Origin of the sequence: Leifsonia sp. 2MCAF36 (genome assembly GCF_052115525.1) — a bacterium.
GTDB lineage: Bacteria > Actinomycetota > Actinomycetes > Actinomycetales > Microbacteriaceae > Leifsonia.
Map to the genome: position 1 here is coordinate 1 of NZ_JBFRGV010000004.1, position 26,492 is coordinate 26,492.

The 26,492-nt window shown below is 69.6% G+C and carries 26 protein-coding genes and 1 pseudogene; 8 read left to right on the forward strand and 19 right to left on the reverse strand.

Annotated elements, in window-relative coordinates; genetic code table 11:
* Positions 1 to 100: 100 nt before the first annotated feature.
* From AB4079_RS07200 to AB4079_RS07215, 4 genes are all read right to left on the reverse strand, one after another.
* Positions 101 to 1,534, reverse strand: coding sequence for a glutamate decarboxylase (locus AB4079_RS07200; RefSeq protein ID WP_441786607.1), 1,434 nt, complete (start codon positions 1,532 to 1,534; stop codon positions 101 to 103).
* 113 nt (positions 1,535 to 1,647) lie between these two features.
* Positions 1,648 to 2,025 carry an META domain-containing protein gene (locus AB4079_RS07205; protein WP_441786608.1) on the reverse strand — a complete coding sequence of 126 codons (378 nt, stop codon included), beginning with the start codon at positions 2,023 to 2,025 and terminating at the stop codon, positions 1,648 to 1,650.
* 609 nt (positions 2,026 to 2,634) lie between these two features.
* A complete protein-coding gene (locus AB4079_RS07210) occupies positions 2,635 to 3,321 on the reverse strand; it encodes an esterase/lipase family protein (protein ID WP_441786609.1) in 687 nt (228 codons plus the stop codon).
* The gene (locus AB4079_RS07215) at positions 3,318 to 4,082 is read right to left on the reverse strand and encodes an alpha/beta fold hydrolase (protein ID WP_441786610.1); all 765 of its coding nucleotides are present in this window, start codon (positions 4,080 to 4,082) and stop codon (positions 3,318 to 3,320) included. The genes AB4079_RS07210 and AB4079_RS07215 overlap by 4 nt, the downstream gene beginning before the upstream one ends.
* Positions 4,083 to 4,219: 137 nt before the next feature.
* Here AB4079_RS07215 and AB4079_RS07220 point away from each other — a divergent pair, with 137 nt between their 5' ends.
* The 4 genes from AB4079_RS07220 to AB4079_RS07235 are packed head-to-tail and all read left to right on the forward strand — an operon-like array spanning position 4,220 to position 7,308.
* Complete coding sequence (locus AB4079_RS07220) at positions 4,220 to 4,621, forward strand: ChaB family protein (RefSeq protein ID WP_441786611.1); 402 nt, start codon at positions 4,220 to 4,222, stop codon at positions 4,619 to 4,621.
* Positions 4,622 to 4,623: 2 nt separating this feature from the next.
* Positions 4,624 to 4,797 carry a hypothetical protein gene (locus AB4079_RS07225; RefSeq protein ID WP_441786612.1) on the forward strand — a complete coding sequence of 58 codons (174 nt, stop codon included), beginning with the start codon at positions 4,624 to 4,626 and terminating at the stop codon, positions 4,795 to 4,797.
* 51 nt (positions 4,798 to 4,848) lie between these two features.
* Entirely contained in the window at positions 4,849 to 5,790 is a 942-nt protein-coding gene (locus AB4079_RS07230) for a helix-turn-helix transcriptional regulator (RefSeq protein WP_441786613.1), read from the forward strand.
* Positions 5,791 to 5,835: 45 nt separating this feature from the next.
* Complete coding sequence (locus AB4079_RS07235; protein WP_441786614.1) at positions 5,836 to 7,308, forward strand: aminotransferase class I/II-fold pyridoxal phosphate-dependent enzyme; 1,473 nt, start codon at positions 5,836 to 5,838, stop codon at positions 7,306 to 7,308.
* A 161-nt stretch (positions 7,309 to 7,469) separates the two neighbouring features.
* On the opposite strand, the gene AB4079_RS07240 is transcribed toward AB4079_RS07235, so the two are convergent.
* Positions 7,470 to 8,039 carry a carboxymuconolactone decarboxylase family protein gene (locus tag AB4079_RS07240; RefSeq protein WP_441786615.1) on the reverse strand — a complete coding sequence of 190 codons (570 nt, stop codon included), beginning with the start codon at positions 8,037 to 8,039 and terminating at the stop codon, positions 7,470 to 7,472.
* Positions 8,040 to 8,161: 122 nt separating this feature from the next.
* Between AB4079_RS07240 and AB4079_RS07245 the strand changes: the two genes are divergently transcribed.
* The 3 genes from AB4079_RS07245 (at position 8,162) to AB4079_RS07255 (ending at position 12,393) form a co-directional block, all read left to right on the forward strand.
* Positions 8,162 to 9,154, forward strand: a complete 993-nt coding sequence (locus AB4079_RS07245) for a LacI family DNA-binding transcriptional regulator (RefSeq protein ID WP_441786616.1) — start codon at positions 8,162 to 8,164, stop codon at positions 9,152 to 9,154.
* 129 nt (positions 9,155 to 9,283) lie between these two features.
* Complete coding sequence (locus tag AB4079_RS07250; RefSeq protein WP_441786617.1) at positions 9,284 to 10,753, forward strand: APC family permease; 1,470 nt, start codon at positions 9,284 to 9,286, stop codon at positions 10,751 to 10,753.
* Entirely contained in the window at positions 10,750 to 12,393 is a 1,644-nt protein-coding gene (locus AB4079_RS07255) for an amidohydrolase (protein ID WP_441786618.1), read from the forward strand. The genes AB4079_RS07250 and AB4079_RS07255 overlap by 4 nt, the downstream gene beginning before the upstream one ends.
* A 130-nt stretch (positions 12,394 to 12,523) precedes the next feature.
* Here AB4079_RS07255 and AB4079_RS07260 read toward each other — a convergent pair whose 3' ends face one another.
* The 6 genes from AB4079_RS07260 to AB4079_RS07285 all read right to left on the reverse strand — a co-directional run bounded on the left by AB4079_RS07260 (position 12,524) and on the right by AB4079_RS07285 (position 19,060).
* Entirely contained in the window at positions 12,524 to 13,360 is an 837-nt protein-coding gene (locus AB4079_RS07260; protein ID WP_441786619.1) for a carbohydrate ABC transporter permease, read from the reverse strand.
* Positions 13,354 to 14,334: a carbohydrate ABC transporter permease gene (locus AB4079_RS07265; protein WP_441786620.1), complete on the reverse strand. Its 981-nt coding sequence runs from the start codon at positions 14,332 to 14,334 to the stop codon at positions 13,354 to 13,356. The genes AB4079_RS07260 and AB4079_RS07265 overlap by 7 nt, the downstream gene beginning before the upstream one ends.
* The gene (locus AB4079_RS07270) at positions 14,331 to 15,653 is read right to left on the reverse strand and encodes an ABC transporter substrate-binding protein (protein WP_441786621.1); all 1,323 of its coding nucleotides are present in this window, start codon (positions 15,651 to 15,653) and stop codon (positions 14,331 to 14,333) included. Before AB4079_RS07270 ends, AB4079_RS07265 begins: the two co-directional genes overlap by 4 nt.
* A gap of 342 nt (positions 15,654 to 15,995) precedes the next feature.
* Positions 15,996 to 17,093, reverse strand: coding sequence for a LacI family DNA-binding transcriptional regulator (locus tag AB4079_RS07275; protein ID WP_441786622.1), 1,098 nt, complete (start codon positions 17,091 to 17,093; stop codon positions 15,996 to 15,998).
* Between the two features lie 34 nt (positions 17,094 to 17,127).
* Positions 17,128 to 18,048, reverse strand: coding sequence for a PfkB family carbohydrate kinase (locus AB4079_RS07280; protein ID WP_441786623.1), 921 nt, complete (start codon positions 18,046 to 18,048; stop codon positions 17,128 to 17,130).
* A 10-nt stretch (positions 18,049 to 18,058) separates the two neighbouring features.
* Entirely contained in the window at positions 18,059 to 19,060 is a 1,002-nt protein-coding gene (locus AB4079_RS07285; RefSeq protein WP_441786624.1) for an SIS domain-containing protein, read from the reverse strand.
* Positions 19,061 to 19,301: 241 nt separating this feature from the next.
* On the opposite strand from AB4079_RS07285, the pseudogene AB4079_RS07290 reads away from it, so the two are divergent.
* Positions 19,302 to 19,925, forward strand: a pseudogene (locus AB4079_RS07290) (SDR family NAD(P)-dependent oxidoreductase); the annotation flags it as partial.
* A gap of 252 nt (positions 19,926 to 20,177) precedes the next feature.
* Here the strand turns inward: AB4079_RS07290 and AB4079_RS07295 are convergent.
* The 8 genes from AB4079_RS07295 to AB4079_RS07330 form a co-directional block, all read right to left on the reverse strand.
* Positions 20,178 to 20,414, reverse strand: coding sequence for a DUF6457 domain-containing protein (locus AB4079_RS07295; protein WP_441786625.1), 237 nt, complete (start codon positions 20,412 to 20,414; stop codon positions 20,178 to 20,180).
* Positions 20,401 to 21,039 carry a molybdenum cofactor guanylyltransferase gene (mobA, locus tag AB4079_RS07300; protein WP_441786626.1) on the reverse strand — a complete coding sequence of 213 codons (639 nt, stop codon included), beginning with the start codon at positions 21,037 to 21,039 and terminating at the stop codon, positions 20,401 to 20,403. Before mobA ends, AB4079_RS07295 begins: the two co-directional genes overlap by 14 nt.
* The gene (locus AB4079_RS07305) at positions 21,036 to 21,572 is read right to left on the reverse strand and encodes an HPP family protein (protein WP_441786627.1); all 537 of its coding nucleotides are present in this window, start codon (positions 21,570 to 21,572) and stop codon (positions 21,036 to 21,038) included. Before AB4079_RS07305 ends, mobA begins: the two co-directional genes overlap by 4 nt.
* A 10-nt stretch (positions 21,573 to 21,582) precedes the next feature.
* The gene (locus tag AB4079_RS07310) at positions 21,583 to 22,044 is read right to left on the reverse strand and encodes a hypothetical protein (RefSeq protein WP_441786628.1); all 462 of its coding nucleotides are present in this window, start codon (positions 22,042 to 22,044) and stop codon (positions 21,583 to 21,585) included.
* A complete protein-coding gene (locus tag AB4079_RS07315) occupies positions 22,041 to 24,410 on the reverse strand; it encodes a molybdopterin oxidoreductase family protein (protein WP_441786629.1) in 2,370 nt (789 codons plus the stop codon). Before AB4079_RS07315 ends, AB4079_RS07310 begins: the two co-directional genes overlap by 4 nt.
* Positions 24,411 to 24,484: 74 nt before the next feature.
* Positions 24,485 to 24,991 carry a DUF6328 family protein gene (locus tag AB4079_RS07320; protein ID WP_441786630.1) on the reverse strand — a complete coding sequence of 169 codons (507 nt, stop codon included), beginning with the start codon at positions 24,989 to 24,991 and terminating at the stop codon, positions 24,485 to 24,487.
* A gap of 166 nt (positions 24,992 to 25,157) precedes the next feature.
* Positions 25,158 to 25,364 carry a CDGSH iron-sulfur domain-containing protein gene (locus AB4079_RS07325; protein ID WP_441786631.1) on the reverse strand — a complete coding sequence of 69 codons (207 nt, stop codon included), beginning with the start codon at positions 25,362 to 25,364 and terminating at the stop codon, positions 25,158 to 25,160.
* Entirely contained in the window at positions 25,361 to 26,398 is a 1,038-nt protein-coding gene (locus tag AB4079_RS07330) for an iron-containing redox enzyme family protein (protein WP_441786632.1), read from the reverse strand. Before AB4079_RS07330 ends, AB4079_RS07325 begins: the two co-directional genes overlap by 4 nt.
* Positions 26,399 to 26,492: the final 94 nt, after the last annotated feature.

Consider the following 26,492-nt stretch of genomic DNA (forward strand, 5'->3'; position numbering starts at 1 on the left):
CAGCGGCAGCGGACCGGACGCGCCGCGCGGAGGGCGGGCGCGGCGGGCGGCGGGCGGAGGGCGGGCGCGGCGGGCGGCGAGCGGCGCGGCGCGCCGGGCGTCAGTGGGTGAACGAGCTGGCCTGCACCTCTCCCGGCATCGGGCTCTCCAGCCGGTCGAGGTAGTCGACGGCCTCCCGGATGTCCACCACGAGCGACTCGGCCAGGTTGCGGCTGAGGCCGTTGCGCACGACGATCCGTTGCACGGTCAGGTCGGCAAGGTTGTCCGGCATCGGGTACGCCGGGATGAGCCAGCCCTTGAGGCGGAGACGCTCGGACAGGTGGTACAGCGTCCAGTTGTCGGTGTGCCCCTTCTTCAGCTGCCAGGCGAAGACGGGGATGTCGGAGCCGTCGTTCCACAGTTCGAAAGCGGGCATCTTGGCGATCTCACTCGAGAGGTACAGCGCCACATCCTGAGACGCCTTCTGCACGCGGTAGTAGCCGTCCCATCCCAGCCGGAGGAACAGGTAGTATTGCAGCAGCACCTGGGCTCCGGGACGCGAGAAGTTGAGGGCGAAGCTCGGCATGTGGCCCCCGAGGTAGGTGACGTCGAAGACGAGGTCTGCCGGGAGGTCGGCCGCCGTCCGCCAGACCACCCAGCCGAGGCCGGGGTACACCAGGCCGTACTTGTGGGCAGAGGTGCTGATCGAGACGACGCGGTCGACCCGGAAGTCCCAGGCGAGGCTCTTCTGCAGGAAGGGCGCGATCATCCCACCTGAAGCGCCGTCGACGTGGATCTTCACGTCCAGCCCGGAGTCCGCCTGAATGCGGTCCAGCGCAGCGGAGATCTGCTCGACCGGCTCGTACATGCCGGTGTAGGTGACGCCCATGATCGCGACGACACCGATCGTGTTCTCGTCCACATACTTCTCGAGGTCGTGCCCGTCGAGCACCTTGTGCTCGTCACTGATGGGAACGTAGCGAGCCTCCACATCCCAGTAGTTGCAGAACTTCTCCCAGCACACCTGGACGGCGCTCGACATCACCAGGTTAGGCTTGTCGGTCGGCTTGCCCGCGGCCCGGCGGGCCTGCTGCCACCGGCGCTTCAGCGCGAGGCCGCCGAGCATGCACGCCTCCGAGGAGCCGATCGTCGAGGTGCCGATCGCGAGCTCCGGGTCGGGTGCGTTCCAGAGGCCGGCGACGATCTTCCAGCATCGTGTCTCGATCGCGGCGGTCTGCGGGTACTCGTCCTTGTCGACCATGTTCTTGTCGGCCGACTCGGCGTACAGGCGGGCGGCGTGGTCGTCCATCCAGGTGCCGACGAAGGTCGCCAGGTTGAGGCGCGCGTTCCCGTCGAGCATCGACTCGTCGTGCACGATCTGATACGCCGTCTCCGGAAGGGACTCGCCGTCCGGGATGCGGTCGATCGGAAAGTCGCTGTCCTCCCCCGGGCGGGCGAAGATCGGGTTGAGCTGGGTCCGGTCGCTGATTCCGGTGTATGCGTTGGTGGGCGGCTGGGCGGCCGACGACCGCTCCTTCGACTCTGCAGTGGTCATTGCTTCACTCCTCCGACGGCACGCGAATCCGCCGCGCCGGCCGTGCCGTGGCAGGGCGTGGCACGGCACACGCTAATGAGGCGACGATGCGCCGCACAAGACACCGAACCGGGTCAGGAGCCGGAGCGCTTCAGTGTCCCGATGGTGCTGCCCGCCTTGTCGAGGATGGTCATCGTGCTCCCGGAGGCCTTCCCCGTCGCGGCCTTGCTCAGCCACGTGTCCACGCCCTCGCACGCCATCAGGGTGGATGCGATCGCACCGAACGTGATCTGGTCGCCGTCGATCTGGCCCTGGCCGCTGAGGCGGTTGCAGCCGTCTGTGCCGGAGAACGTGCCGTCGTTCTGGATGTCGAGGTTCGGCTGGCCGGACGACGTGGAGCCCCAGCGGCCGACGACGGCCGCGCCGCTCGGGGTGCCCGCGCAGCCGGCGAGCAGAAGGGTCGCCGCCACGATGGCGACGGCGGCCAGGTGGATTCGGCGGTGCTGCAGCATGTGCCCTCCCGGTTGTTGGCTCGAAGGGTAGCGCCCGAGCGTGGCGCCGCGACAGAGGGTGCTTGCGTCGGAGATGCGGCCGCGCGGTCGGCGGGTGCTTGCGTCGGAGATGCGGCCGCGCGGTCGGCGGGTGCTTGCGTCGGAGATGCGGCCGCTCCGCGCGGAGAATCGGTCGCGAGAGGGACGGAATCTCCGACGTACCGCGGCGCGTCGGAAATTTGGAGCGCTCTCCGCCGACGCAAGCCCCTCCGCGCGCCGGCGGGTGCCTGCGCCGGAGATGCGGCCGCTCCCGGCGGAGAATCGGGCACGACGCGGGCGGAAACTCCGACGCACCGCGGTGCGTCGGAGTTAGGAGCGCTCTCCACCTACGCAGTGCTTGGGCAGGCAGCGGGACGCGCGGGAAACGGACGCGCGGTGGGCGGCAGCCGCCTCCACATGCCCCGCAATCGCAGGCACCGCCGTCACGGGCCCGCGGTCACAAGCCCCGCCGTCCACAGCCCCCGCAGTCACCGCGCCGCCGTCCACAGCCCCCGCAGTCACCGCGCCGCCGTCCACAGCCCCCGCAGTCACCGCGCCGCCGTCACCAGCCCCGCCGTCACACCACCGGCGTCACTCCGCCGGCGCCAGCACCTCGTCCACGATCGCCAGCAGCTCCGGCCGGGCCAGGATGCGGAAGTGACCGCCGACGTCGAGCTCGATGTTGCGCGCACCCTCGAGACGGCTGCCTTCCGGGATGTGCGGGTCGAACCATCCCCACACCGACACGATCTGCGCGTTGACGGCGCGGTTCAGCGCCAGGCGCACCAGCCCCGGCGTGTTCGGCACCAGTGGCCGGAGGCTCGGCAGCGGGACCAGCCTCGCCAGCGACGAACCCGCGTACGGCGTGCTCACCGTGACCGCGCTCCGGATGCGCGCGCCCGAGTCCGGCAGGCCCATCAGGTACTTGGCGACCAGGCCGCCCTTGCTGTGCGCGACGATGACCACACCGGTGAGGTCGTGCTCGTCGAGGTGCCGGGTGACGAGCCCAGCGGCCTCCGCCACTGACATCCGGTTGCGCTCCAGCGCCGTGACGACGTGCACCGGGTGACCGGACCCGTGGATGTGCTGGGCCAGCGGGCGGAGGAAACGCCAGGTCTCGAAGATTCCGGGGATCAGGACGACCGGCGCGCGGTCGCCTCCGCCGTCGACGAGCGTCTCCGGCGTGCTGCGGTCGAACGCCGCGCGCAGCTGGTGGCGGCCCGCGTAGAGGTAGTCGAGCACGACGACGCCGGCCCGCCTCAGCAGCGTCCGCCTCACCGACGGACCCTCGCCACGTCGGCGATCAGAGCGGCGGTCCGCCACGGCGCTCCGTGCATCACCAGGTGGGCGGCGCCGGGCACGACGGCCGCCTGGCCGCTGGAGCGTTCGCCGAGCTGCGCCACCCAGTCGTCGCGGGCGATCGGGTCGCGGCCGCCACGGACCACGACGACCGGGACGCGCGTCTCTTCGAGCTCCCGTTCGGTGCGGAAGGTCAGCATCGCGGGCAGCGTCGCCAGGTACCAGCGGACCCCACAGTGCAGGTAGTCGCCGATGACCAGGCGGTTGCCGCGCGCATCCTCGCGGAAGATGTCGATGCCGAGCAGGACACCGGCTTTGAGCGCGTTGCGGTCCTGCGGGGCCATGACCGGACCGAGCAGCGCGAGCCCGCGGACCAGGTCCGGCCGGCGAGCAGCGAGGCAGACGGCGATCTGGGTGCCCATCGAGTGGCCGACGATGACGGCGTCCGCGATGCCGAGCCGATCCAGCGTCCTGGCCACGGAGTCGGCGAACTCCTCGATCGAGAGGCCCAGCCGCGGCCGAATCGGCTTGGCGGTGCCGAAGCCGGGCAGGTCGACGGCGACCACGCGGCCCTCCTCGGCGAGCGCCGGCACCAGCCGCTCGAAGTACCGGGAGCTGACGCCGATGCCGTGCACCAGGACGAACACCGGCCGGGAGCCGGAGCCCGCTCCTGCGTCCGCTCCCGTGTCGACCGTCACGACGGCATCCAGCAGCGGCGAGGGCCTTCGGTCGTCGGTCACGCCCCCACGGTATCCCGGTTCACACCGAACCATCGAAGTCGGCCGCATCGACCGCCGGCCGGTTGAAAACGCGTCGGTAAGGGGTAGCTGTGGAGAAGTACTAGCCCCACCGGCAGCGGAAGGAGTACCACAGGATCATGCCCGCATCACAGGAGCTCCCCTCCACCCTCGAGCGGTCGGAGAAGCACGCACAGGCCCTCTGGTCGAAAGCCCACGATTCCGCGGTCAAAGAGTACGGCGAAGGCGAACGTGCCCACCGGACCGCGTTCTCGGCACTCAAGAACGAGTACGAGAAGGTCGGCGACCACTGGGAGCGCAAGGCGAAGAACGGCCCGTCGGACCGCAAGGCCGCGGGCGGCCGGGACACCGACGCGCCGACGGAGGAGGGGGTCGACGCGAACGCCTCGAAGGCGCACCTGCTCGACATCGCCAAGCGGCTCGACATCTCCGGCCGCACCCGCATGACCAAGGACGAACTGGTCGACGAGATCAAGCGTGCGAACCGCCGGGAGACGGCCGCCAAACGAAAGAAGAGCTGACCATGGGCGATGTGATCGCGTTCATCCTGTGCTTCCTGCTGTTCCTGGTCGGGATCTTCCTACTGGGCCTCGCCGATACGCTGCCGGCATTCCAGGGCCTGGTCTTCTTCGGCGGGATCCTCTGCATCGCGCTGTCGTTCGGCATCCCGGTCCACGTGCTGGGGCACGCGGAGTGACCCCAGCGCAGCGCACCGCCGATTGTCAGCAGCCCCGGATAGCGTGACGTGATGGCCGATTTCACGAGGCTGCGCAGTCGCACCTCCGATCCGGCTGAAGCAGATGCACTGCTCGCCGCTTCCGGCGGGCGTTTCGCGTTCGCGTCCGAACCGGACGCCGGCTTCGTGTTCGACGTCGATCAGATCGGCGACCCCTCGTTCTCGGTGGGACGCTATTCGATCGGCGGCGAGTGGGAGACCTCGGGCGAGTTCGACGACCTGTGCATCGTCAACGTCGTCAGCGGCTCCTACGGCTGGGAGATCGACGGCGAGCGCGGCAACGGCACCCGGGCGCCGTTCCTCATCCGGCCCGGCCACGACTTCGCCTGCGAGGCCGAGGGAACGGTCATCGTCAACGTGTTCCTCTCGCCGAGGGCGCTTCAGGATGTTGCGCGCATCACCTACGGGGACGAAGACCTGGCCGTGGTGTTCGATTCCCCCACCCCGATCGGCAAGCGCCACTCGGAGTACATGCTGACCGCGGCCACGGTGGCGGCGGAGTACATGGAGTCGGGCACGTTCCGGCATCCGCTGGTCCGGGCCAGCCTGTTCCACACGCTGTCGCTGGCCGCGTTGCAGTGCTTCCCGCTCTCCGCGGACCCGCAGGAGCGACGGCTCACCCCGGCGGGCCAGCTGGACCGGTTCCGGCGCGGCGTGCGCTTCATCGAAGACCACGCCTCGCTCGCCATCACCGTCGCGGACATCGTCGAGGCGGCGGGGGCAACGGCTGCACAGCTCGACGCGGCCTTCCGCACGCACGCGTCGACGACCGCGGGCGGGTACCTCCAGCGGGTGCGGCTGGCGGCCGCCCACACCGACCTCGCCGTCTCGGACCCCGCGACGACCGACCTCGCCGAGCTCGCTGCACGCTGGGGCTTCGCCGACCTCGACCGGTTCTCGCGCCGCTACCTCGACGCGTACGGAGAGTCGCCGGCCCGCACGCTGGCGCGCTGAGGCAACCCCTCCACGACATCCCGAAGCCGGTGTACCGCTGGGGGCATGGATCACAACGAAGCCCCCGTGCTGGATGCGTTGGCCGACTACCACCGCCTCGACCGTTACGGGTTCACGCCGCCGGGCCACCGCCAGGGGCGGGGCGCCGACGAGCGCGTCAACGCGGTGCTGGGCGGCGCTCTGCGGGAGGACGTACTCGCCACGGCCGGGCTGGACGACCGGAAGTCGTCCAATGGTTACCTGTCGAAGGCGGAGGCGCTGCTGGCGGATGCGGTCGGCGCCGACCGGGCCTTCTTCTCCACTTGCGGCAGCTCGCTATCCGTCAAGGCCGCCATTCTGGCCGTCACCCGCGGCAACGGCGATCTGATCATCGGTCGCGATGCGCACAAGTCCACCGTCGCCGGCCTCGTGCTGTCCGGCCTCCAGCCGCGCTGGGTGCCGCCGCGCTACGACGAGGACCAGCACATCGCTCACCCGCCGGGACCGGAGGAGTACGAGCGGATGTGGCAGCGCTATCCCGACGCCTCGGCCGCTGTTGTCACCAGTCCGACGCCGTACGGCACCTGCGCCGACCTGCAGGCCATCGTGGAGGTGTGCCATTCGCGCGGCAAGCCGATCATCGTGGACGAGGCCTGGGGCGCCCACCTGCCGTTCCACAACGACCTGCCGACCTGGGCGATGGATGCGGGCGCCGACATCTGCGTGGTCAGCGTCCACAAGATGGGGATCGGCTTCGAGCAGGGGTCGGTCTACCACCTGCAGGGCTCGCTGGTCGATCCGGTCCGCCTCACGCAGTGCGCCGACGTGCTGGCGACGACGAGCTCCAACGTGCTGCTCTACGCGGCGATCGACGGCTGGCGCCGGCAGATGGTGCAGAACGGCACGCAGCTGCTGGGGGATGCGCTGGCCCTGACCCAGCGCACCCGCGACGCGATCGAGGAGATCTCGGGGCTGCACGTGCTGAAGGACGAACTGATCTCCGAAGAGGCATCGCACGAACTCGACCCGATGCACATCCTGATCGACGTGAATGAGCTGGGCATCTCCGGTTACCAGGTCGCCGATTGGCTGCGCGCGGAGCACCGCCTCGACGTCGGGATCAACGACCACCGGCGCATCGAGGCGGTCATCTCGATCGCCGACGACGACGAGACGACCGCCCGGCTGCTGACGGCGCTGAAGAAGCTGCCCGCCGCGGCGAAGGGGATGCCGGAACCGACGCCGGTGTCGCTGCCGTCGAGTGCGGACCTCGAGCCGGTGATGGCCATGCTCCCGCGGGATGGGTTCTTCGGTCCGGTCGAGACGGTGCCCGCCGCCGAGGCCGCCGGCCGAGTCGCCGCCGAGCAGGTCACGCCCTACCCGCCCGGGATCCCGGCGCTGCTGCCCGGCGAGGTCATCAACGACGCGATCGTCGACTACCTGCGCAGCGGTCTCGCGGCCGGGATGGTCATCCCCGACGCGGCAGACCCGAGCCTCGAGACGTTCCGAGTGGCCCGCAGTCTGCCGCACGAGGGGTGACCGTCACTCCTTGTTGAGCGGGAGCTGCACGGATATGGATCGTCCTACGACTCTTGTTCGACCTGCTCGTGGATGGCTCGGAGGGCTTCAGCCGCATGCCGAGGGCGTCGCCCAGCGCCAGACCTGCGATGCGGCGAGTGACCTGATCCGTGCGGTGTCCCTCACAGCGGCGCCAGGAGCGCTCCGCGGAGGCGCTCGCTCAGGTCTGGCGGTACCTCCACGGCGACCGCCAGGGCCTGGATGGCGCGGCTGAAGTAGTTGCGAACCGCGGCGGCGAGCGTGATGTCCACGATCTCGCGGTCGCTGAACCCGAGCTCGCGGAGGCGCATGCTGTCGGCGTCGCTCATGTGCACGGAGTCCAGGCTCACCCGCTCGGCGTACTCCATCATCGCAACTTCCGCCTCGCTCAACTGGGCGTGATGGTAGTCGCGCGCGATGCGCTCCAGCTCGGTCTCGTCCATGAGTGCGAGGGTTTTGTGTCCGTGCGCCAGGCGGCAGTGCTCGGAGTGGAGCGCCTGGGCGGCCGCGAGCGTCACGAGCTCGTAGCGGCGCTTGCCGAGCTGCGCGACGATGGCCTTCACGAGGGCCTCGAATGCGCGGTACGCCTCCGGGTTCACGCTCATCACGCGCGTGTATTCGGCCGCGTAGCCGAGGTCGGCGATGTCCTTTGCGTAGATGTCGGCGATGTCGCCGGTCGCTTCGGACGGGTCAGGGGTCTGGATGATGGACACGGTTGTCTCCTCGCGTGCGGTGCTCCCCATTCTCGCGCTGCCTACGCTCCGCGGCCACGGGACCGTGGTCTCACGCGTCTCGACAGGGAGGGGAAGCAGTACCAGGACATAGGCTGGCTGGCATGGGACCTGAGCGCGCGACCACGCTTCAGGATGTCGCCGACCGCGCCGGTGTATCCCGCGCCACTGCCTCCCAGGCCCTCGCCGGGAAGGGCCGGATGTCGCCGGAGACCCGCCAGCGGGTGCGGGACGCCGCGGAGGAGCTCGCCTACACGGTCAACCGCGTCGCCCGAGGTCTGCGCACCTCACGCACGGGCGTCGTCGGGCTGTGCCTGCCGGACCAGACGCTGAGCTTCCGGTACTACATGGACGTCGCGTACGGCGCGGTCGAGCGGGCCCAGGAGTCGGGGATGCTCGTCACGCTGCTGCCGCCGGCCTTCGACGGCCCGGTCGCGACCGAACAGCTGGACGGCTACCTCACCATCGACCCGGTCGACGGCGACCCACTGGTGAGTCGGCTGCTGGCGGGCCGCAAGCCCGTCATCAGCGGCGAGCATGCGCCCGAAGGCCTGCCCGCGCCCTGGGCGGTCGTGCACGGCGACCACAACAGGGCGATGCGGTTGCTCCTCGACCACGTCCGGGAGCGCGGCAGCCGCCGGCCCGCGGTCATGCTGCCCGACCCGTCGATGGCTTGGGGGCGGGAGATGGCCGCCGGCTACCACGAGTGGTGCGCCGAGCACGGGGTCGAGCCGCAGGAACTGCTGGGCTGGTTCGACACATCCATCGATCGGGTGCGTGAGCTGCTCGACGAGCTCTTCGCGCAGCCGGAGCACCCGGACTCCGTCATCACGGCGCCCGAGGGGATGGCCATCGTCGCCATGGACGCGATCCGCGGAGCAGGACTGGTGCCGGGGGTGGATGTGCTGGTCGCCAGCTACGTGGACTCGGACGCGCTCGCCGTGCACCAGCCGACCGTGACCTCCCTCGACCTCCACCCGCGCGAGATGGGCCGCCGCTGCATGGACGAGCTGGTGCGTGCGCTGGACGGCGGCGCGGCCGGTCGCAGTGTCGAGGTCCCGATCGACCTCATCGTGCGGAGTTCGACCGCAGGCTGAGGGCGGACCGGTCCCATGAAAAAATCGATTAGGCATCTTGCTTTTCGCGTGCCTAATCGATTAGCCTCCCTCCAAGCAATCGTCCCGCCGGTCGGCAAGACGATGCGTTCTGCGAAGGAGCCGAGCACGATGGATGTCACGACCGACGACAAGAGTCAGCTACCACCGCGAGCGCCCGCAGACCGCGAGGCCTCGGCCACCGGCCTGCGCAAGAACGCCCTCGGCACGGGCAGCATCGTGTTCGTCGTCATCTCCGCGGCCGCACCGCTGACGATCGTGGCCGGGATCGCGCCGCTCGCCATCCTGATCGGCGGGATCGGCGCTCCGCTGATCTACACACTCGCGGGCGTGGTGCTCGGCATTTTCGCCATCGCCTTCATGGCGATGACCCGCTACGTCAAGGCGCTCGGCGGCTTCTACACCTACATCAGCGAGTCGCTGGGCAAGGCGGTGGGCCTCGGCTCCTCCTTCGTGGCGCTGTTCTCCTACAACGCTCTGCAGATCGGACTGTACGGACTGCTGGGCGCTCAAGGTCACGACCTGCTGAAGAACGAGTTCGGGATCGATGTGCCCTGGTGGGTCATCGCACTGGTCGGCATCCTCGCCGTCTTCGCCGTCGCGTACCGCGGCGTCGACGTGGGCGCGAAGGTGCTCGGCGTGCTGCTCTCCCTCGAAGCGCTGATCCTCGTCATCTTCGCCATCGCGGTGCTCGTGCGCGGCGGAGCGCAGGGCATCACCTTCGGAACGTTCAGCCCGGACGCCCTCCTCAACCCCGGCCTGTTCGCCGTCGTCGGTATCGGATTCGCCGCCTTCATGGGCTTCGAGTCGACCGCGCTGTACCGCGAGGAGGCCCGGCAGCCCGAGAAGACCATCCCGCGCGCCACCTACATCTCGGTCGCCTTCATGGCCGTGTTCTACGGCTTCATCGTCTGGGCCATCGTCGTGGCCCTCGGCGAGTCGCACGCGCAGGAGGCCGCGGCGAAGAACACGGCCGGGTTGGTGTTCCAGCTGGCCGGCCGCTACCTGGGGCCGTGGGCGGAGCTGACGATGTACCTGCTGATCATCACCAGCGTGTACGCCAGCCAGCTGGCCTTCCACAACGCGATCAACCGCTACACGTTCTCGCTCGCACGCGACGGCGTGCTCCCCGCCCGCCTGCACCGGGTCAACCGGTTCGGTTCGCCGGCGGTCTCCGGGGCGGTGCAGACGCTGCTCGCGCTCGTCGTCGTCGGGTTCTTCGCCGCGATCGGAGGCGACCCGTACCTGCAACTGCTGCTGTGGGTGAACAGCCCCGGTGTGCTCGGGATCATCGGCCTCCAGGTCATCACCTGCGCGGCTGTCGTCGTGTTCTTCGTGCGCAACCGGAGCCTGCCGCGACACTGGTACACCATCCCCGCGGCGGTCCTGTCGGGCCTCCTCATGCTCGGTGCCCTCTACCTCCTCTGCGTGAACCTCGACCTGCTCACCTCGGGCGGTCCGGTGGTGAACGCGCTGGTGCTCGCGTCGGTGTCCCTCGTCTTCGTCCTCGGTGTGGTGCTCGCCATCGTCTGGAAGCGCACCCGACCGTCCGTCTACCGCCGCATCGGAGGCGCAGAATGACCATCGACCTGCTGCTGGCCGCGGGCACCGTCCTGACACCGGAGGCGATCGCCGCAGGCGGATCCTCCGGACCGACTGCCGTCGCCATACGCGACGGCCGGATCGCGGGCGTCGCGCCCGCCGACAGCGCGACGGCGTCCGCATGGCAGGACGAAGCCGCCCTGGTGCTCGACCTGGGCGACGCCACGATCACCGCCGGATTCGTCGACGCGCACATCCACCCGGTCATGGGGCTGATCTTGACGCGGGGCCTCGACCTGTCCGGGATCACCACGGCGAGCGGGGTTCGGGATGCGCTCACCGAATACCTCACGACACGTCCGGACGACGAAGAGTGGACGCTCGCCTGGGGACTCGACCCGGTCGTCTTCGGCGACGGCGTCGTCGGCAACCACCTGCTCGACGGTGTGACCGGCGGACGCAAGGTGTTCATCACCCTGTTCGACGGGCACTCGGCTGTGGCTTCCCGTGCGGCGCTCGAGGCGGCAGGGGTGCGGGGCGACGAGACGTTCCCGGCCGGTTCGGCTGTCGGCGTGGATGCCGGCGGACGCCCGACGGGTCTGCTCAATGAGTTCGCCGCCCAGCAGCTCGTGCTCGCGCACATCCCGGACCCGACGTTCGACGACCGCGTCGAGCAGCTGGGCGCGCTGCTCGACGGGATGGCGGCCACCGGGATCGTCGCCGGCCAGATGCTCGACCTGATGGCGACCGACTCGTTCGACCTGCTGGACGAGCTGGAGAGGCGGCGGGACCTCCCCATCCGGCTCCGCATTTCGCCGTCGGTCTTCCCCGGGTTCACCGACGACGACCTGGAGCGGCAGCTGGCGTACCAGGAGCTCGCCGGGCGCCGCTGGTATGTCCGAGGCGTGAAGCTCATGATCGACGGGACCATCGACAACGGCACGGCCTGGCTGTTCGAGCCGGACAGCCACGGCGACTCCACGAAGTCGGTCTGGCTGAACACGGACGAGTACCGCCGGGCGGTGCGGTTCTTCCACGAGCACGGCATCCCGACGACCACGCACGCCATCGGCGACAAGGGCATCGCGTTCGTCGCGGAGACGCTCGGGGCCCTCGATCCCGGTCCGCAGCCGGTTCAGCACCGGATCGAGCACATCGAGACGCTGCCCGACGAGGTGCTCGACGCCATCGTCTCCGCAGGCGCGGCGGCCAGCATGCAGCCCACCCACTGCACGCTCTACACGCGCGCCGACCACACCGACAACTGGTCCCGGCGCCTCGGCGATGAGCGGGCCGACCGTGGATGGCGCACCCGCGACCTGAAAGACCGGGGCGTCATCCTCACCCTCGGCTCCGACTGGCCGATCGCCCCCTACGACCCTCGGGAGATCGTCGCGGCCGCACAGCTCCGGCGGCCGGCCGGCCAGGAGGCCGTCGAGCCGGTGCAGCCGCACCAGGGGCTCAGCGCCGTCGAGACCCTCCAGGGCTACACCACGGAGTACTGGCGCAGCGTCGGGGAGACGGGCGGGACGATCGAGGCAGGCGAGCCCGCGGACCTGACCGTCTGGTCGCTCAACCCCCTGAAAGCCGACCCGGACCGCTTCGCGACGGCGGACGTCGTGCTCACGGTCGTCGAGGGTCGCGTGCAGGCGGCCATCGGGGTCCCCGTCCGCTCCTGACGCCTCACGCCGTACCCCGGGTCGTGAGCCGTGAGTAGACGCTCCTATCCGCGCCGAGTCGCGACAAGATGTCGCTACTGGCGGCTTCCGGCGCCGGGGAGGCGGGGACGCTGCCGGGTCAGGGCGCTCGCTACTTGCCGACGCCGCCGGCAAGACCGCGCACGAAGTAGCGCTGGCACACGAAGAAGAGGATCACCATCGGCAGCGCCGCCATCACCATCCCGGCGAAGACGACCGGATACTGCGTGCCGTTCTTCGACATCATGTCGGCGAGGCCGACGGGGAGCGTCTGCACGCCCGAGCCGCTGGTGAAGATCATTGCGAACAGGTACTCGTTCCAGTTCTGCAGCACGTTCAGCACGATCGTGGTCGCGACGATCGGCATGCTCATCGGCAGGATGATCCGCCAGAACGTCGCGGCGCGGGAGGCGCCGTCGATCGAGGCCGCCTCATCCACCTCCCGCGGCAGGTCGAGCATGTACGCGCGCATCAGGAAGACCGTGAACGGGATGCGGAACGCCGTATACAGAATGAGCAGCCCGAAGAAGGTGTCGTACAGCCCCCACGCCTGTAAGAGCTTCACCAGCGGGATCAGCGCGACGGTCGGCGCCAGCATCAGGCCGGCCAGCACGATCACAGTGAAGGTGCGATTCAGCGGGATGTCGACCCTGGTCAGCCCGTAGGCCGCCCAGGCGCTGATCAGCTCCGTGATCAGGGTGGCGAGGACGGTCAGCGACACGCTCGTCAAGACGAAGTCGCCGACGCCCTGGTTCCAGGCCTTGCCGAAGTTCTGCCACAACCACTGGCTGGGCAGCGCGAAGGGGTTGCCGAACAGTTCGGCATTCGTCTTCAGGGCGTTGGTCACCATCCACAGCAGCGGATAGAGGACCAGGACCGCGAGCGCGAGCAGCAGTGCCCAGATGAGGGCGACGCGGATGCCTTGGCCGAGACGGGCGAGGATCACCATTCCACTCTCCTCTTGCGCGAGTAGCCCAGCTGGGCCGCGGCGAGCAGCAGGGTGATGACGAAGATGGCGACGCCGATCGCAGCCGCCGAGCCGAAGTCGTTGGTCACGAAGCCGGAGTGGTACAGCCACGTGCCGAGCACCTGACTGGAGTTGTTGGGTCCACCGCTCGTCATGACCATGACCTCGTTGAAGACCTGGAAGGCGCCCGAGATCGTGACGATCATCATGAGGCCGGTCATCTCGCGGACCAGCGGCAGCGAAACGCTGAAGAACCGACGGATCGGGCCGACGCCGTCCAGGTTCGCGGCCTCGTACAGCTCCTGCGGGATGCGTTGCAGCGCCACCGAGAACAGCAGCACGCTGTAGCCGAAGCCCTGCCACTGGCTCATCGCGATGATCGCGAAAATCGCGGTGCCCTCGTGGCCGAGCCATGCCTGCGAGAACTGTCCGAGGCCGAGGTTGTCGAGGAAGACGTTCAGCAGGCCGGTCTGAGGCTGGTAGATGAAGTAGAACAGCAGGCCGGCAACGGTCAGCGAGATCGCAGAGGGGATGAAGTAGATCGCCCGGAATGCCTTCCGCCAGCGGTCGTTGCGCAGGCTCTCCACGATCGCGGCCAGCACGAGGGCGCCGAAGACCTGGAACAGGATGGAGATGGCGGCGTACCAGGTGTTGTTGCCGAGGGCTCGCCAGAAGGTCGGGTCCTGGGCGAGCTGGGTGTAGTTGTCCACACCGACGAAGGTCTGCTCACCGCTGTAGATGTTCCACTTCAGGAAGCTGAAGACCAGGTTCTGGAGCAGCGGCCAGTAGACGAACACGGCCAGCACCGCGAGCGCCGGGATGAGCCAGACCAGCCCCGGCCAGCGCGCGGTGCCGCGCTTCACCGCCTTCGGGTCGACGTCGCCCGGGGTCGGGGCCGTACGGCCGCGGTCGAGCCGCGGCCGTACGGGAGCCTGAGGCGCCTGGGTGGTGGTCATTTCGCCTTCTCGGACGCCTGTCGCACGGCCTTCAGTGCAGCCTCGGGGGTGAGGCTGCCGGAGACGAGACCCTCGGAGGCGGAGACCCACGCGTCGCCGACGCTCGGGACGTTGGCCATGTCCAGCCAGACCACGGTCGACTTTGCGTCGTTCACCAGCTTGGTGCCCTCGGCGACCGCGGGCGTGGCGATCTGGTCGGTGACCACATCCTTCACCGCGCTCGGCTGACCGTAGGGCGGGGAGGACAACGTGGTCGCGTTCTTCGTGTTCATGACGAACTTCATGAAGTCGAGGGCGAGCGCGGCGTTCTTGCTCTTCTTGTTGATCATGTAGCCCTCGGGGGCCGCCTCGAGCGTCGAGGTGTCGCCCTTCGCATCCTGAGCCGCGGGCAGCGGGAAGATGCCGAAGCCGTCCTTGCTGAGCTGGCTGTCCTTGGTGTTCACCGAGTCGAACTCGATGAGCTCCTGGTAGTACATGGCCGCCTTGCCGGTCGCCTGCTGCTGCTGGGCGGTGGTGTACGTGACGCCGTTGGAGTTGCCCGCGTCGCCGGTGCACTGGGTGACCAGCTGCTGGAACTGCTTCATGCCCTGCAGGTACCCCGGATCGGTGTACTTCGCGGTCTTCGGGAGCAGGTCGGCGGTGAGCGTCTTCTGCGGCACGTCGTAGGCGAACAGCTGGCCCAGGTAGTGCAAGCCCGGCCAGCCGTCCTTGTTGCCGAAGGCGACAGGCACGTAGCCGGCGGACTTGATCGTCGAGCAGTCCGAGATCAGTTCATCGAGCGACTTCGGGACGCTGAGCCCCAGGTCGGAGAAGATCTTCTTGTTGTAGCCTATGAACTTGCCGTCGACGTACTGCGGGATTCCGTAGTACTTGCCGTCGTACTTGAAGGCGTTCAACGATCCCTCGCCGAAGGTGTCGCCCCACGTAGTGCCTGGCGCGATCACCGAGCTCAGGTCGACGGCGAGTCCGTTGGCGGCGAAGTTCTCGCCCCAGTTGCCGGCGTAGCTGAAGTAGATGTCGGGAAGCGACTGCGACCCGATCAGGACCTTCTCCTTGTCCTTGATCGCGTTGTCGTCGGTCTCCTGCGCCAGCGTGATCTTCACGCCGGGGTGGAGCTTCTTGTAGTCGTTCACCAGAGTCTCGAAGTACGAGCCCAGTGGGTCGCCTGGGGCAGCGGTCAGGATGCTGATGCTGCCCGAGTAGTCCGGCTTGGCCGTGATGTCGGCGGATGCTCCGCCTCCGGACGAGCATGCGGTGAGCGCGAGCGCCATGACACCCGCCGCCGCTGCCGTGATGGTCCTGCTCTTCTTCACGCTCATCTCCCGTCGTGCGGGTCGTGCGGTCGGGTTCGTCCGCTGACCCGTCTTTGGATCGTCTTCCGGCCATCCAGCGACCGGTTGCGATGACTATACGTGATTTTGGTACCGGTATCAACACTGTCCAATGTGCGATGTTCGCGGCACCGTTTTCGCGAGGTGCTCGCAGGTGCGGGGCCGGACGGCGTGTCGGGTGCGACTATGAGCACCTCGAGGGCGCGCCGGGAGCGGGAAGCGGTGAGGTGCTCGCAGGCGCGCAGGGCGGCCGGGGGGGGTCGCGAGGTGCTCGCAGGTGCGGGGCCGGACGGCGTGTCGAGTGCGACTACGAGCACCTCGGGCGAGGTACTAGCGCGCGGGCGGCGGGGCGACGGAGTCGCGCTCGATGAGGTCCGCCTCCAGGACGTGGGTCGCGACCGGTGCGTCGCTGCCGGCGACGCGCGCCAGCAGGCACTCCGCTGTCAGTTCGCCCAGCTGGTGCATCGGCTGGGCGACCACCGACATGGGCGGCGTCATGACGCTCGCCCAGGAGCTGTCGTCGAAGCCGATCAGCGAGACGTTCTCCGGGCAGTGCAGCCCGCGCTGCCGCAGGGCGCGCAGCGACCCGGTGAGCGCATCCGTCTCGGTCGCGAAGATCGCGGTCGGGGGGTCGGAGAGCGACAGCATCCCGAGCACCGCCCGGGTCGCTTGGGACTCGTTCTTCAGCACGTGCGTCACGAGGGACGTGTCGAAGGGGATGCCGGCGAGCTCGAGGGCCTCCAGGTACCCGAGCAGACGCTCGCCGTCGCTCCAGAGCGCGTGGTCGAGGATGCGGCGCAGATCGTCGGCGTCAGCGGCCGGCTCGTTCGTGACCGGCCCCCAGACGAACGCGATCCGGGTGTGGCCCTTCTCGATCAGCGACAGCACCGCCTGCCGGGACGACTCCCGGTTGTTGATGACGACCGCGTCGGCCTCGACGGTGTCCACCAGGCGGTCGAGGAGCACCAGCGGGATCTCCCGCTTCGCGACGATGTCGAGGTGCGACAGTTCGGCGCTGCGCCCGGCAGCCGGCGCCAGTGCGATCCCGTCGACCTGCTTGTCGACCAGCACCTCGATGGCGGCGGCCTCGCGCTGCAGATCCTCGTCGGTGCTCAGCACGAGCACGTCGTAGTCGGCCTTCCGGGCGGCGTCGCTGATCCCCCGCAGGACGCCCGCGAAGAACGGGTTGCCCACGTCCGCGAGCACCACCCCGAGGGTCCGCGTCTCGCCCGTCGTCATGCTCCGGGCGATGGAGTTGGGACGGTAGCCCAGCTCCTTGGCGACGGCGAGGATCCGATCGCGCGTCTTCGCGCTCACCGAGCCGTAGCCGCCGAGCGTCCGGGCGACGGTCGCTCGGCCGACGCCGGCGGCTGCCGCCACCTCGGAGATCGTCGGCGAGGGGATGCGGTGGTCCCGCTCCGTGGACATCGCAACCCCTTCCTGATCCGGGGCGGCCTCCGCCCTAGCTCGCGTCGCCCGCTGCCACCGGCGGCAGCGTGCCGACCCGCACCGACTCGTCGAGCGTGCGCCCGTGACCGAACGCGCCCTCGACCGTGCACTGCCGCGCGGCGAACTGTGCCGCCCGTCGCATCGACCGATGCAGTGCGGCGCCGCCGGCCCGCGCATTCCTGCGCCAGCCGGATCGGAGCAATTCAACCACGAACGCGCTCACGTACGCGTCGCCGCATCCCATCGTGTCGACGAACGGTCCGGGCACCGGCGCCGCGTCGGAGTAGTAGTACGCGTCGCCGTCGAACAGCACGGCTCCCTCATCCCCCAGTGTCCCCAGAACCAGCGAGGGGCCGTGAATGGCGACGCGGCGCAGTTCCGCCCAGGTGTCCGTGCGGGAGAGCCCGCCCAGCGAGACCAGCGCCAGGTCGATCCACGGGCCGACCGAGTCCAGGTACTCAGGGGTGCGGTACTCCGGCTCGGACGAGAAATCGTACGAGCGCAGCGCCCGTGTGGATGCCAGCTTCGGCAGCTCCGGGATGATGCCGGAGTACGCGCTGGAGTGCACCAGCGAGAAGCCGGAGGCGTAGCGCAGGTCCTCAGCGCTCAGCCGGACCGGATCGCTGAGGGTGACGCCGCCCTGGTTCCAGCCCAGGAAGCGGCGCTCCCCGTCCACCGTCTCGATCTCGGTCACCCCATTGGGGCCAGGGCGCACCGAGGACCGCGAGGTGTCGACCCCGCAGTCCTCGATGGCCTGCCGCACGAAGCGCCCCTGCTCATCGTCGCCGAAGACCCCCAGGTACGCCGCCTCGGCGCCAAGCTGCCGGGCGAACACCGCGACGTTCACGGCGTTCCCTCCCGGGTACTCGACCCCGCGGTCGACGAACCGGTCGACGATGTTGTCCCCGAGACCGAGGACGCGCACCGTGCTCATCGGTGGCCGCTCAGTACGCCACGACGCGGTAGTAGCGACGCAGGTCCAGCGAGTGGTCGCGCACCTGGGCCAGGTGCTTGCTGAAGCGGTCGACGACGGCATCCACGACGATCGGCGCCAGCACGCCGCGGAACTCGTCGCTCACGCCCGGGAGCGCGTAATCCTTGGTGTCGATGACCGTGACGTCCTCGCTGTACTCCTTGGAGAACGCGATGACGCGGTCGGTGAGCGGGCGGGTCTCATCCTCACCGGCGAACACGATGATGCTGGTGTCCTTCTCGATGAGCTCGAGCGAGCCGTGGAAGAACTCGGCGGCGTGCACGCGGGTGGTCTTCAGCCACTGCATCTCTTCCAGGATGCACATCGAGTACAGGTAGGTGAAGCCCCACAGCTGACCGGCTCCGGTGAGGAAGTGGTAGTCGTTGTCGGCGTGCTTCTCGGCGAAGGCCTTGCCGATCGGGTCGGCCTGCTCGGAGACCGCGATGAGCGCCTCCGGGAGCGCCTCGAGGTCCTTCACCAGGCGGTCGTAGCCCTCGAACTCGCCGCGCAGCGACAGGAACTTGGCCGCGAACGTGAGGAACTGCACGTCGAACGGCCACGCCTTCGGTGCCGAGAGCAGCACCTCCTCGACGGCGGACGCGATCGGGCTCTCCGGGTAGCCGGTGAAGCCGACGGTCAGTGCGCCCTTCTCGCGGGCGAACTCGACGCACTCCAGGATGTCCTCGGTCGTGCCCGAGACGGACGCGAAGATCGCGACCGAGTCCGGACCGAACTGCGGGTCGGGCGCGAGCAGGAACTCCTTGCCGATGACGGCGCGCACCGGGAACGCGGAATGCGTCTGGAAGAAGCGCTCGTACGGCAGCGCGGCGGCGTAGGTGCCGCCCGCTCCGATGAAGTAGATGTTCTTCCAGCGGCCGGCGCTGACGCGCTCCGCCAACTCCTCGATCTGCGGTCGGAGCGCGACGGTGCTCCGCACCTGCTCCAGGTATTCCTCTTCGTTGAAGCCCAGCATGTGTCTCCCTCCACCGATCCGTTTTGGTACCGGTATCAATTCGTCTCAATGCTGACACATGGTGCGGCCGGACGCAACATCGAGTCGCGAGTCGTTGCTCCTAATCGAGCCGAGTGGTGACGAGATGTCGCCACTCGGCGAGGGGTCGGCCTGGGGCGCGATGGGGGCGTGGCCGCCTACCCCGGGAGGGCGCGGGATGCATCCCCCTGGACGGGTCCGCGTGCGGTGATTGCGTGGAGGCATGCCAGAGAACCAGTTCACCTTCGACAACCCTGTCGACCGCTATCCGACCATCACGCCCGACGAGAAGCAGGTGCCCGAGCCTGGGCTCGAGAGCGACCTGCGGCCGGGCGCTGACCTCGGCGAGGAGAGCTACGTCGGCTCCGGCCGCCTCACCGGACGCAAGGCGATCGTGACCGGAGGCGACTCCGGCATCGGTGCGGCCACCGCGATCGCGTTCGCGCGCGAGGGCGCCGACGTCGCGATCGTCTACCTGCCCGACGAGGAGGAGGACGCCCAGCGCATCGCCGGCCTGATCCGCGCTGCGGGACGCACGGCCGTCACGATCCCCGGCGACCTGAAAGAGCGGGCCTTCAGCGACGAGATCATCAGGCGCGCCGTCGACGAGCTCGGCGGGATCGACATCCTCGTCAACAACGCCGGCAAGCAGATCGCCCAGGAGAGCCTGACCGACATCAACGACGAGCAGTTCGACCACACCATGAAGACGAACATCTACGCGATGTTCTGGCTGACGCGTGCGGCGCTGCCGCACCTGCCTGCCGGTGCGACGATCATCAACACCACGTCCATCCAGGCGTACCAGCCGGGCGAGCAGCTGGTCGACTACGCGACGACGAAGGCGCGGTAGGTCGGAGATTCGGACGCACACATGGCTAAATCTCCGACGGAGGCGTGCGCCAGCCTGCGGCCTCACTGGCCGGATCTCCGACGGAGGCGGGCGGCAGGCCGAGCCCTCGCCGGCCGGGGGAGACGGAGGAGAAGTGGGAGGAAAGTCGCTCGTGTGGGCAGGGGCGGAGGATGTCCGGGCAACTCAGGCGGGGGATCTCCTCCGTTAGCCGCCGGGCGCGCGGGCCTCGCGGCGGGCTGTGCCCGGCTACTGCGTCCGTCTCTCGATCGCCGCCGTGAGGGCGGCGGCGGCCTCGGCGAGCGACTGCCCACGGCCGACGGCGATGCCGGCGATGAACGTCGTCAGCGGCGCCGCCGGACGCGTGATGCCGTGCGCCGCATCCCGGGCCAGGTCCAGCACCGCGGCGACGTCACCCGGCTGGATGCTCACCCCCACCGCGGCGGCCGCCTCGGCGGCCCAGTCGTCGAGTTCAGACGGTTCCATGAGAGGACTCCTTCGCGTTCGCGGCGGATGAGGACGCCTCCAGGCGGGGCAGGTCGCCCGGGGTGTCGATGTCGGCGCACACGCTGTCGTCGACAGGATGCCGGCCCTCGACCACGGACAGTAGCGCGGAGGCGGACAGGCCGTCCAGCCCGGGGCGTTCTCGTCGCAGTTCTGCGATCCGAGAACGGAGCGCTTCGAGCGGCGCCCGCGCCAGCAGCCACTGCGGGTGACCGGTGCGGTCGACCAGCACACCGCTGTCGACCGCGAGCAGGGCGGATAGCGCGGCGACGGGATCGGCGAGGTCGGCGGGCAGGACCAGGATGTCCGTGCTCGCGGCATCGTCCCGGGCCAGCGCGTCCAGCCCCGCCACCGCATCCACCCCCGCGGCAATGGCCGCGCACGGGCCGCCCCACCGCGGGCTCTCGGATACCGCGGCGGCGAGCGCGGCCCCCGCCTCCGCCGGCACCTCGGCCCCCGTGACCAGCACCACCGGCCCGCAGCCGCGCACCGCATCCACCGTGCGCTCGAGCAGTGTGCGTCCGTCCACCCGGTGTGCGAGCTTGTCGGAGCCGAAGCGGCTCGACCGTCCGCCGGCGACGACGATCACGGCGGCCGGCGGCCTCATCGAACCGCTCCCGGCGGCCGCTCACCGAGGGCCCAGTTGATGCCCCAGCCGACGATGATCGTGAAGGCGAGGGCGGCCGCCATCGCCAGGATCCCTGGCGGGCTGGCGATGACGCCGAGGCTGACGATGAGCGTGGTCGCCCCGGCCGGTGGATGCTGCAGCTTCAGCAGGTGCAGCACGAGCGCGGTGAGGGCCACCGAAAGGGCGCCGGCGAGCACGTAGCCCGGCGTCAGCCCCGCGGACGGCGCGGACGGCTTGCCGTTCATGCCGAACAGGAACAGGCAGGCGACGCCCGCGACGAGGGCGACGGCGTGCCCCACCGCAGCGTTGACGGGACGGGCGGCGGGCTGGTCCGGGGTGCCGAAGATCATCATGACCGTCGGCCCGAGGCTCGGGAACAGCCACGGCGTGCTGAGAGCGAGCCCGATGGCACCCGAGGCGGCCAGCAGGACGAGGGACAGCACGCCGGTGTAGACGCCGGCACCCGCCTCCCCCGCCCGCGAGGTGACGCGCGACAGCAGCGACGGGTTCACGAGGGCGGCCTCACTTCGCCGCGATCAGGGCCTGCGGCGCGGCCTGCTTCATCCGGGTGAGCAGCCAGCGCAGCTGCACGGACGTCTCCTTCTGGCAGGCTTCGATGATCTCCAGCAGGTGCGCATCCATCAGGGCCTGAGCAGCCTGCTTGACCACCGTCCAGGTCACGTCGGTGAGGCTGGCCAGCAGGTAGAGGTCCTGCAGGTCGCGCAGCACGCCGAGCGGTCCCGTCCGCGGCTCCTCGATCGCGTCTGCGTGCAGTCGCTCGGGCTCGTCGTCGGCCGGTGCGCGTCCGATCCGCTCGATCACCTCGTCGAGCCGCTCACGGTGCTTCTCGCACTGCTGCGCCAGGGTCGTGCAGATGACGTGGATGTCCGGCTCGTCGCCGTGCGCGTCGGCCACCTGGCGGAAGGAGCGGGCGAGAGTGGACTCGGACTCGGCGAGCAGCGTCACGTACACCGGGAGTTTCACGACGCGACCCCTTCCTCGAGGCGCCGCACCTGCACGGCGCCGGACTTGAACAACGGCTGCTTGGAGACCGGGTCCCACTCTGTCACGGTCAGCTCGTTCGCCGCGGTCGGGCGGCGCTCCTCCGAGCCGGGGGGCGCATCCCAGTACCCGTAGTGGAACGGCGCGAACACGGTGCCCGGCCGGATGTCGCTCAGCCGCACCGGGGCGACGATGCGCCCGCGACGGGACACCACCTCGACCACGTCGCCCTCGGCGATGCCGCGCGACTCGGCGTCGGTGGTGGCCAGCTCGAGCCACACCTCAGGGGCCGCGGCGACCAGCTCGGGCGTGCGGCCGGTCTTGGTGCGGGTGTGGAAATGGTAGACGCTCCGGCCGGTGGTCAGCCGCAGCGGGTACTCGTCGTCCGGCGGCTCGTGCGGGCCGGTGAACGGCGCCGACTTCAGCATCGCGCGGCCGTCCGGCCGCATGGCCTTGTACGACTCCTGGCCGACGCTGGCTCCGGTGAGGTGGTCGTGGCCGTAGCTCTCGCAGTACTCCGGGTCGGACGGGAACTCGAAGTCGGTGTAGAGCCGCAGCTGACTCTCCGTCTCGCCCTCCCGGCGCGGCCAGTGGATGCCGGACTCGCGCCGCAGGTCGTCGTACGAGATCCCGGTGTAGTCGCACGGCCGTCCGCGCGACGCGTCCTGCCAGGCGCGGTACGCGTCCTCCGGGCCGGTCCACTCGAGGAGCGGCCGGCCATCGTTCCGGCGGAAGTCCATCCGCTTCGCATAGTCGAGGAAGATGTCGAGGTCGGCGCGCGCCTCCCCCGGCGGCTCGACCGCCTTCTCGGAGAGGTGGACGGTGCGGGTCGCGTTGGTGAAGGTGCCGGTCTTCTCGCCCCAGCCGGCGGCCGGCAGCACGACGTCGGCGAGCTCGGCGGTCTCGGTCAGGTAGAGGTCCTGCACGACCAGGAACAGATCCTCCTTGGCGAGCACCTCGCGGATGCGCGGCAGCTGCGGCAGCGACACCGCCGGGTTGGTGGCGGACACCCAGAGGAACGAGATGGAGCCCTGCTCCGCGTAGCGGAACAGCTGCATCGCGTGCGTCGGCGGCGCCCAGTGCGGGATCTTCAGCGAGTCGACGCCCCACAGGTCGGCCAGCTGCTGCACGTGGTCCGGGTTCTCCCAGTTGCGGAAACCGGGGAGGTCGCCGTCCGCGCCGCACTCCCGGTTGTTCTGGGCAGTCGGCTGCCCGTTCATCTGCAGGATGCCGCCGCCGGGCTTGCCGATCATCCCGCGCAGCAGGTGCAGGTTGTTGACCTGACAGGAGGACGCGGTGGCCTGGGGCGCCTGGTAGAAGCCCTGCAGCACGGTGGAGAGCACGCGCGGCGACTCGCCGAAGATCCGGGCGGCACGGCGGATGTCGTCAGCCTCGACGCCGCAGACCTCGGCGGCGTGCTCGGGCGTCCACTGGTCGACCTGGGCGCGCAGCTCCTCCAGGCCGATGGTGTGGGCTTCGACGAACGCATCGTCCACCCAGCCGTTGACCATCAACTCCCGCTCCAGGCACAGCAGAAGTGCGAGGTTCGTTCCCGGGCGGATCGCCAGGTGTACCTCCGCCTTCTGCGCGGTCGGTGTCGAGCGGGGGTCCACCACGACCAGCCGCGGCGGGTTGGGGCCCGCCAGCCGGTCGAGTACGCGCGACCAGGTCACGGTCTGCGTGGCCGCGAGGTTGTGTCCCCACAGGAACATAGCGTCGCACTCGTCGATGTCCTCGTAGCAGCCGGGCTGGCCGTCCGCGCCGAACGTCTCCTTCAGCGCGGTGGCAGCCGTCGCCGTGCAGAGCCGGGTGTTGCCGTCCATGTGGGGAGTCCCGACGCCGGCTTTGCCCAGGACGGCGAGCGCGTAGTACTCCTCGATGAACAGCTGGCCGGACGTGTAGAAGCCGTGACTGAGCGGCCCCACCTCGTCGAGGAGCTGCGTGCTGCGCCGGACGATCGCCTCCATCGCCTCGTCCCAGGTCGCCCGCACCAGCTCACCGTCGCGGCGGATGAGCGGATGCGTCAGGCGGTCGCGTCCGCGCATCCCCTGCCAGCTCGCGTACAGCCCCTTCGGCCCGAGCCGCCCCCGGTTGATCGGGTCGTCGGTGCGGCCGCGGATGCCGACCATCCGGCCGTCCTTGACCGCGATGTCGCAGCCGCAGCCGTTGCTGCACAGCACGCACGCGCTGCGCACCCAGGTGTCGACGTCGGCCTCGGTCAGGTCGGCCTCGAGGGCGTGATCGGCTCGTTCCGGCCAGTGCTCGCCGCGCGCGAAGGGGGTGCGCACTCCCCACACGTCCTCGATCCGGGAGGGGTCCCCGGCGGACGTCGTCGTTCGCTGATCCATACAGCAGAGACTGCGCCAGGAAGAGGCGCTGCTCAACCCCTTGCGTCGGTGCAAGGACAGGCGTTGTGGTCCGGTCAGCCGGCGACGACGTGCCGCCGGCGCTGGCTGCGGATGAACAGCGGCAGGACCACCCAGATCACCAGGAGCACCACGAAGACGCAGCCCGCCGCGACCATGCCGGCGGGCGGCGCGAGCAGGAAGTCGATGATGAACAGCACGATGCCGGTGAACAGCAGGGATGCGGCCGCCAGGCAGATGATCAAGAGCGTGCTGCTCAGCCCCACCAGCTCCGCCTTGGCGTGCTGCCGGAACAGGAGCCGATGCAGGCTCACCGGCGACAGGGCCAGCAGAGTCACCGTGACGGCCAGGAACACGAGCACCAGGTAGACGCCGACGTCGAAGGGGTCGAGTTTGGTGAACCGCTGCTGGAACGGCAGCGTCAGCAGGAACGCCGCGAGGATCTGCGTCCCCGTCTGGAGCACACGGAACTCCTGCAACAGCTCGTTCCAGTTGCGGTCAGCGCGCTGTGTGGGGGACTCGTTGCGGCCGTCGCCCGGGTCCACGTCGAGAGCATCCGTCATGCGGGAACTTTACCCGGCGTCGGAGTCGCCCTCGTCGCCTTCCGCCTGCGAGGGCTTGTCGATGATCTGCTGCTCGGCCGCGGTGTCGTCGTCGTGGCGGTCGCCTTCGGTGTTCTTGGGGTCGGACATGTGCGCTCCTTCGGTTGTCGGTGGCTCAGGCGTGTTCTCAGGTGTCGGTGCGGAAGTGGATCGCCTTGTGGCTGCCGTCGCAGAACGGCTTGATCGTCGAGATCCCGCACCGGCAGAGCGCGACCGTACGGCGGTGCTGCTCGATCGGGGTGCCATCCGGCGTGGTCAGGTCGATGTGCCCGCGCACCAGCAGGGGCCCGTCGGGGCAGGCGACGATCACCGGCTGCTCCTCGTGCCCGGTCATGCGGGCACCGCCGCGCGGTGACGCAACGAGCTGCGGCCCGCCTCGAAGCTCTCCAGCAGGTGCAGGGAGGCGAGGCCGTCCACGTAGAGGCAGGCGGCCGCGCCGAAGACGATGTCCGGGAGGAGCTCGGGATGCTCCTCGGCGAGCCCGCCGGCCAGGTCGCGCCCGGCGATCTGCTCGTGCACCGCATCCGCCTCGACGTGCTCGTCGTAGTACCAGGTGACGTCCTCGCCGTGGCCGAGCCGGCGGAAGGCGTTGCCATAAAAGCGGTTCGGGATGGACGATGTCATCTCGAATGCCGCGAGGTGCCCGGTGATGGCGCCGCGGAGGCTGCGGTTCAGGCCGAACATCGACATCATCGTGAACGACGCCAGCGTGATCGCCGGAACGTCGTCCGCGTAGGCGCCGTAGCTGTCGTCGAGGCCGAGGTTGCGCATCGTCCGGCCGAAGATCTCGGCGTGGATGCGCTCGGGCCGGCCGCCGCCGTACTCGTCGGCCTGGACCTCCACCAGCGCGGCCTTGGCGCGCCCGGTGAGTCGTGGGATGGCCCAGGAGTGCGGGTCGGCCTCTTTGCGCGTGTAGATGGAGCGGTGGATGACGAACTCGACCGACTGCTCCTCGGTCGCCTTCTTCGCGAGGAAGCGGGAGAGGCTCGGGCCGCCGTCCTCCGAGGTGAGGTCGAACAGGTACGCCGCGACAGCATCCGCGGTCGGCTCGGGCAGCTCGCCCACCGGGACCCGTTCGCGCAACTGCCGCTCGAAGACGCGCTCGATGCTGCGCCGGGTGCGCAGGAGGTCCGGGTTCCACTCCCACTCGTCGTCGGCGTCGACGGTGTCGCCGTAGTGGAGTCCGTAGAGCAGGAACAGGGTCAGCTGGAGGTCCTCGTCGGTGAGGAGGTCGGGCTCGGACCGGAGGCCTTCGTCAGCCCGGTCGGAGAAACGGTCGACGTGGTCGGAGGCGGCGGTCGGATCGGTCCGCAGCGCCTCCAGCAGCGCCTCGCTCACCGGCCCCCGCGGGGTGATGCGTGGTGTCATACCTCGACAGAACCGGCGTCTTTCCCCCCGGTCAAGTGGTTGCCACCGCGCCCGTTCGGTGCTCTCGGTGACCCGAGATGAGAGTGGATGTCGC

Bases quoted from the DNA above. Each gene is read 5' to 3' on its own strand.
- AB4079_RS07295 (WP_441786625.1), bottom strand. From the start codon at position 20,414: ATGGAACCGTCTGAACTCGACGACTGGGCCGCCGAGGCGGCCGCCGCG.
- AB4079_RS07280 (WP_441786623.1), bottom strand. From the start codon at position 18,048: ATGAGCACGGTGCGCGTCCTCGGTCTCGGGGACAACATCGTCGACCGG.
- AB4079_RS07255 (WP_441786618.1), top strand. From the start codon at position 10,750: ATGACCATCGACCTGCTGCTGGCCGCGGGCACCGTCCTGACACCGGAG.
- AB4079_RS07270 (WP_441786621.1), bottom strand. From the start codon at position 15,653: ATGAGCGTGAAGAAGAGCAGGACCATCACGGCAGCGGCGGCGGGTGTC.
- AB4079_RS07320 (WP_441786630.1), bottom strand. From the start codon at position 24,991: ATGACGGATGCTCTCGACGTGGACCCGGGCGACGGCCGCAACGAGTCC.
- AB4079_RS07205 (WP_441786608.1), bottom strand. From the start codon at position 2,025: ATGCTGCAGCACCGCCGAATCCACCTGGCCGCCGTCGCCATCGTGGCG.
- AB4079_RS07200 (WP_441786607.1), bottom strand. From the start codon at position 1,534: ATGACCACTGCAGAGTCGAAGGAGCGGTCGTCGGCCGCCCAGCCGCCC.
- AB4079_RS07285 (WP_441786624.1), bottom strand. From the start codon at position 19,060: ATGCTGGGCTTCAACGAAGAGGAATACCTGGAGCAGGTGCGGAGCACC.
- AB4079_RS07230 (WP_441786613.1), top strand. From the start codon at position 4,849: ATGGCCGATTTCACGAGGCTGCGCAGTCGCACCTCCGATCCGGCTGAA.
- mobA (WP_441786626.1), bottom strand. From the start codon at position 21,039: ATGAGGCCGCCGGCCGCCGTGATCGTCGTCGCCGGCGGACGGTCGAGC.
- AB4079_RS07260 (WP_441786619.1), bottom strand. From the start codon at position 13,360: ATGGTGATCCTCGCCCGTCTCGGCCAAGGCATCCGCGTCGCCCTCATC.
- AB4079_RS07220 (WP_441786611.1), top strand. From the start codon at position 4,220: ATGCCCGCATCACAGGAGCTCCCCTCCACCCTCGAGCGGTCGGAGAAG.
- AB4079_RS07265 (WP_441786620.1), bottom strand. From the start codon at position 14,334: ATGACCACCACCCAGGCGCCTCAGGCTCCCGTACGGCCGCGGCTCGAC.
- AB4079_RS07315 (WP_441786629.1), bottom strand. From the start codon at position 24,410: ATGGATCAGCGAACGACGACGTCCGCCGGGGACCCCTCCCGGATCGAG.
- AB4079_RS07235 (WP_441786614.1), top strand. From the start codon at position 5,836: ATGGATCACAACGAAGCCCCCGTGCTGGATGCGTTGGCCGACTACCAC.
- AB4079_RS07275 (WP_441786622.1), bottom strand. From the start codon at position 17,093: ATGTCCACGGAGCGGGACCACCGCATCCCCTCGCCGACGATCTCCGAG.
- AB4079_RS07330 (WP_441786632.1), bottom strand. From the start codon at position 26,398: ATGACACCACGCATCACCCCGCGGGGGCCGGTGAGCGAGGCGCTGCTG.
- AB4079_RS07250 (WP_441786617.1), top strand. From the start codon at position 9,284: ATGGATGTCACGACCGACGACAAGAGTCAGCTACCACCGCGAGCGCCC.
- AB4079_RS07225 (WP_441786612.1), top strand. From the start codon at position 4,624: ATGGGCGATGTGATCGCGTTCATCCTGTGCTTCCTGCTGTTCCTGGTC.
- AB4079_RS07325 (WP_441786631.1), bottom strand. From the start codon at position 25,364: ATGACCGGGCACGAGGAGCAGCCGGTGATCGTCGCCTGCCCCGACGGG.
- AB4079_RS07245 (WP_441786616.1), top strand. From the start codon at position 8,162: ATGGGACCTGAGCGCGCGACCACGCTTCAGGATGTCGCCGACCGCGCC.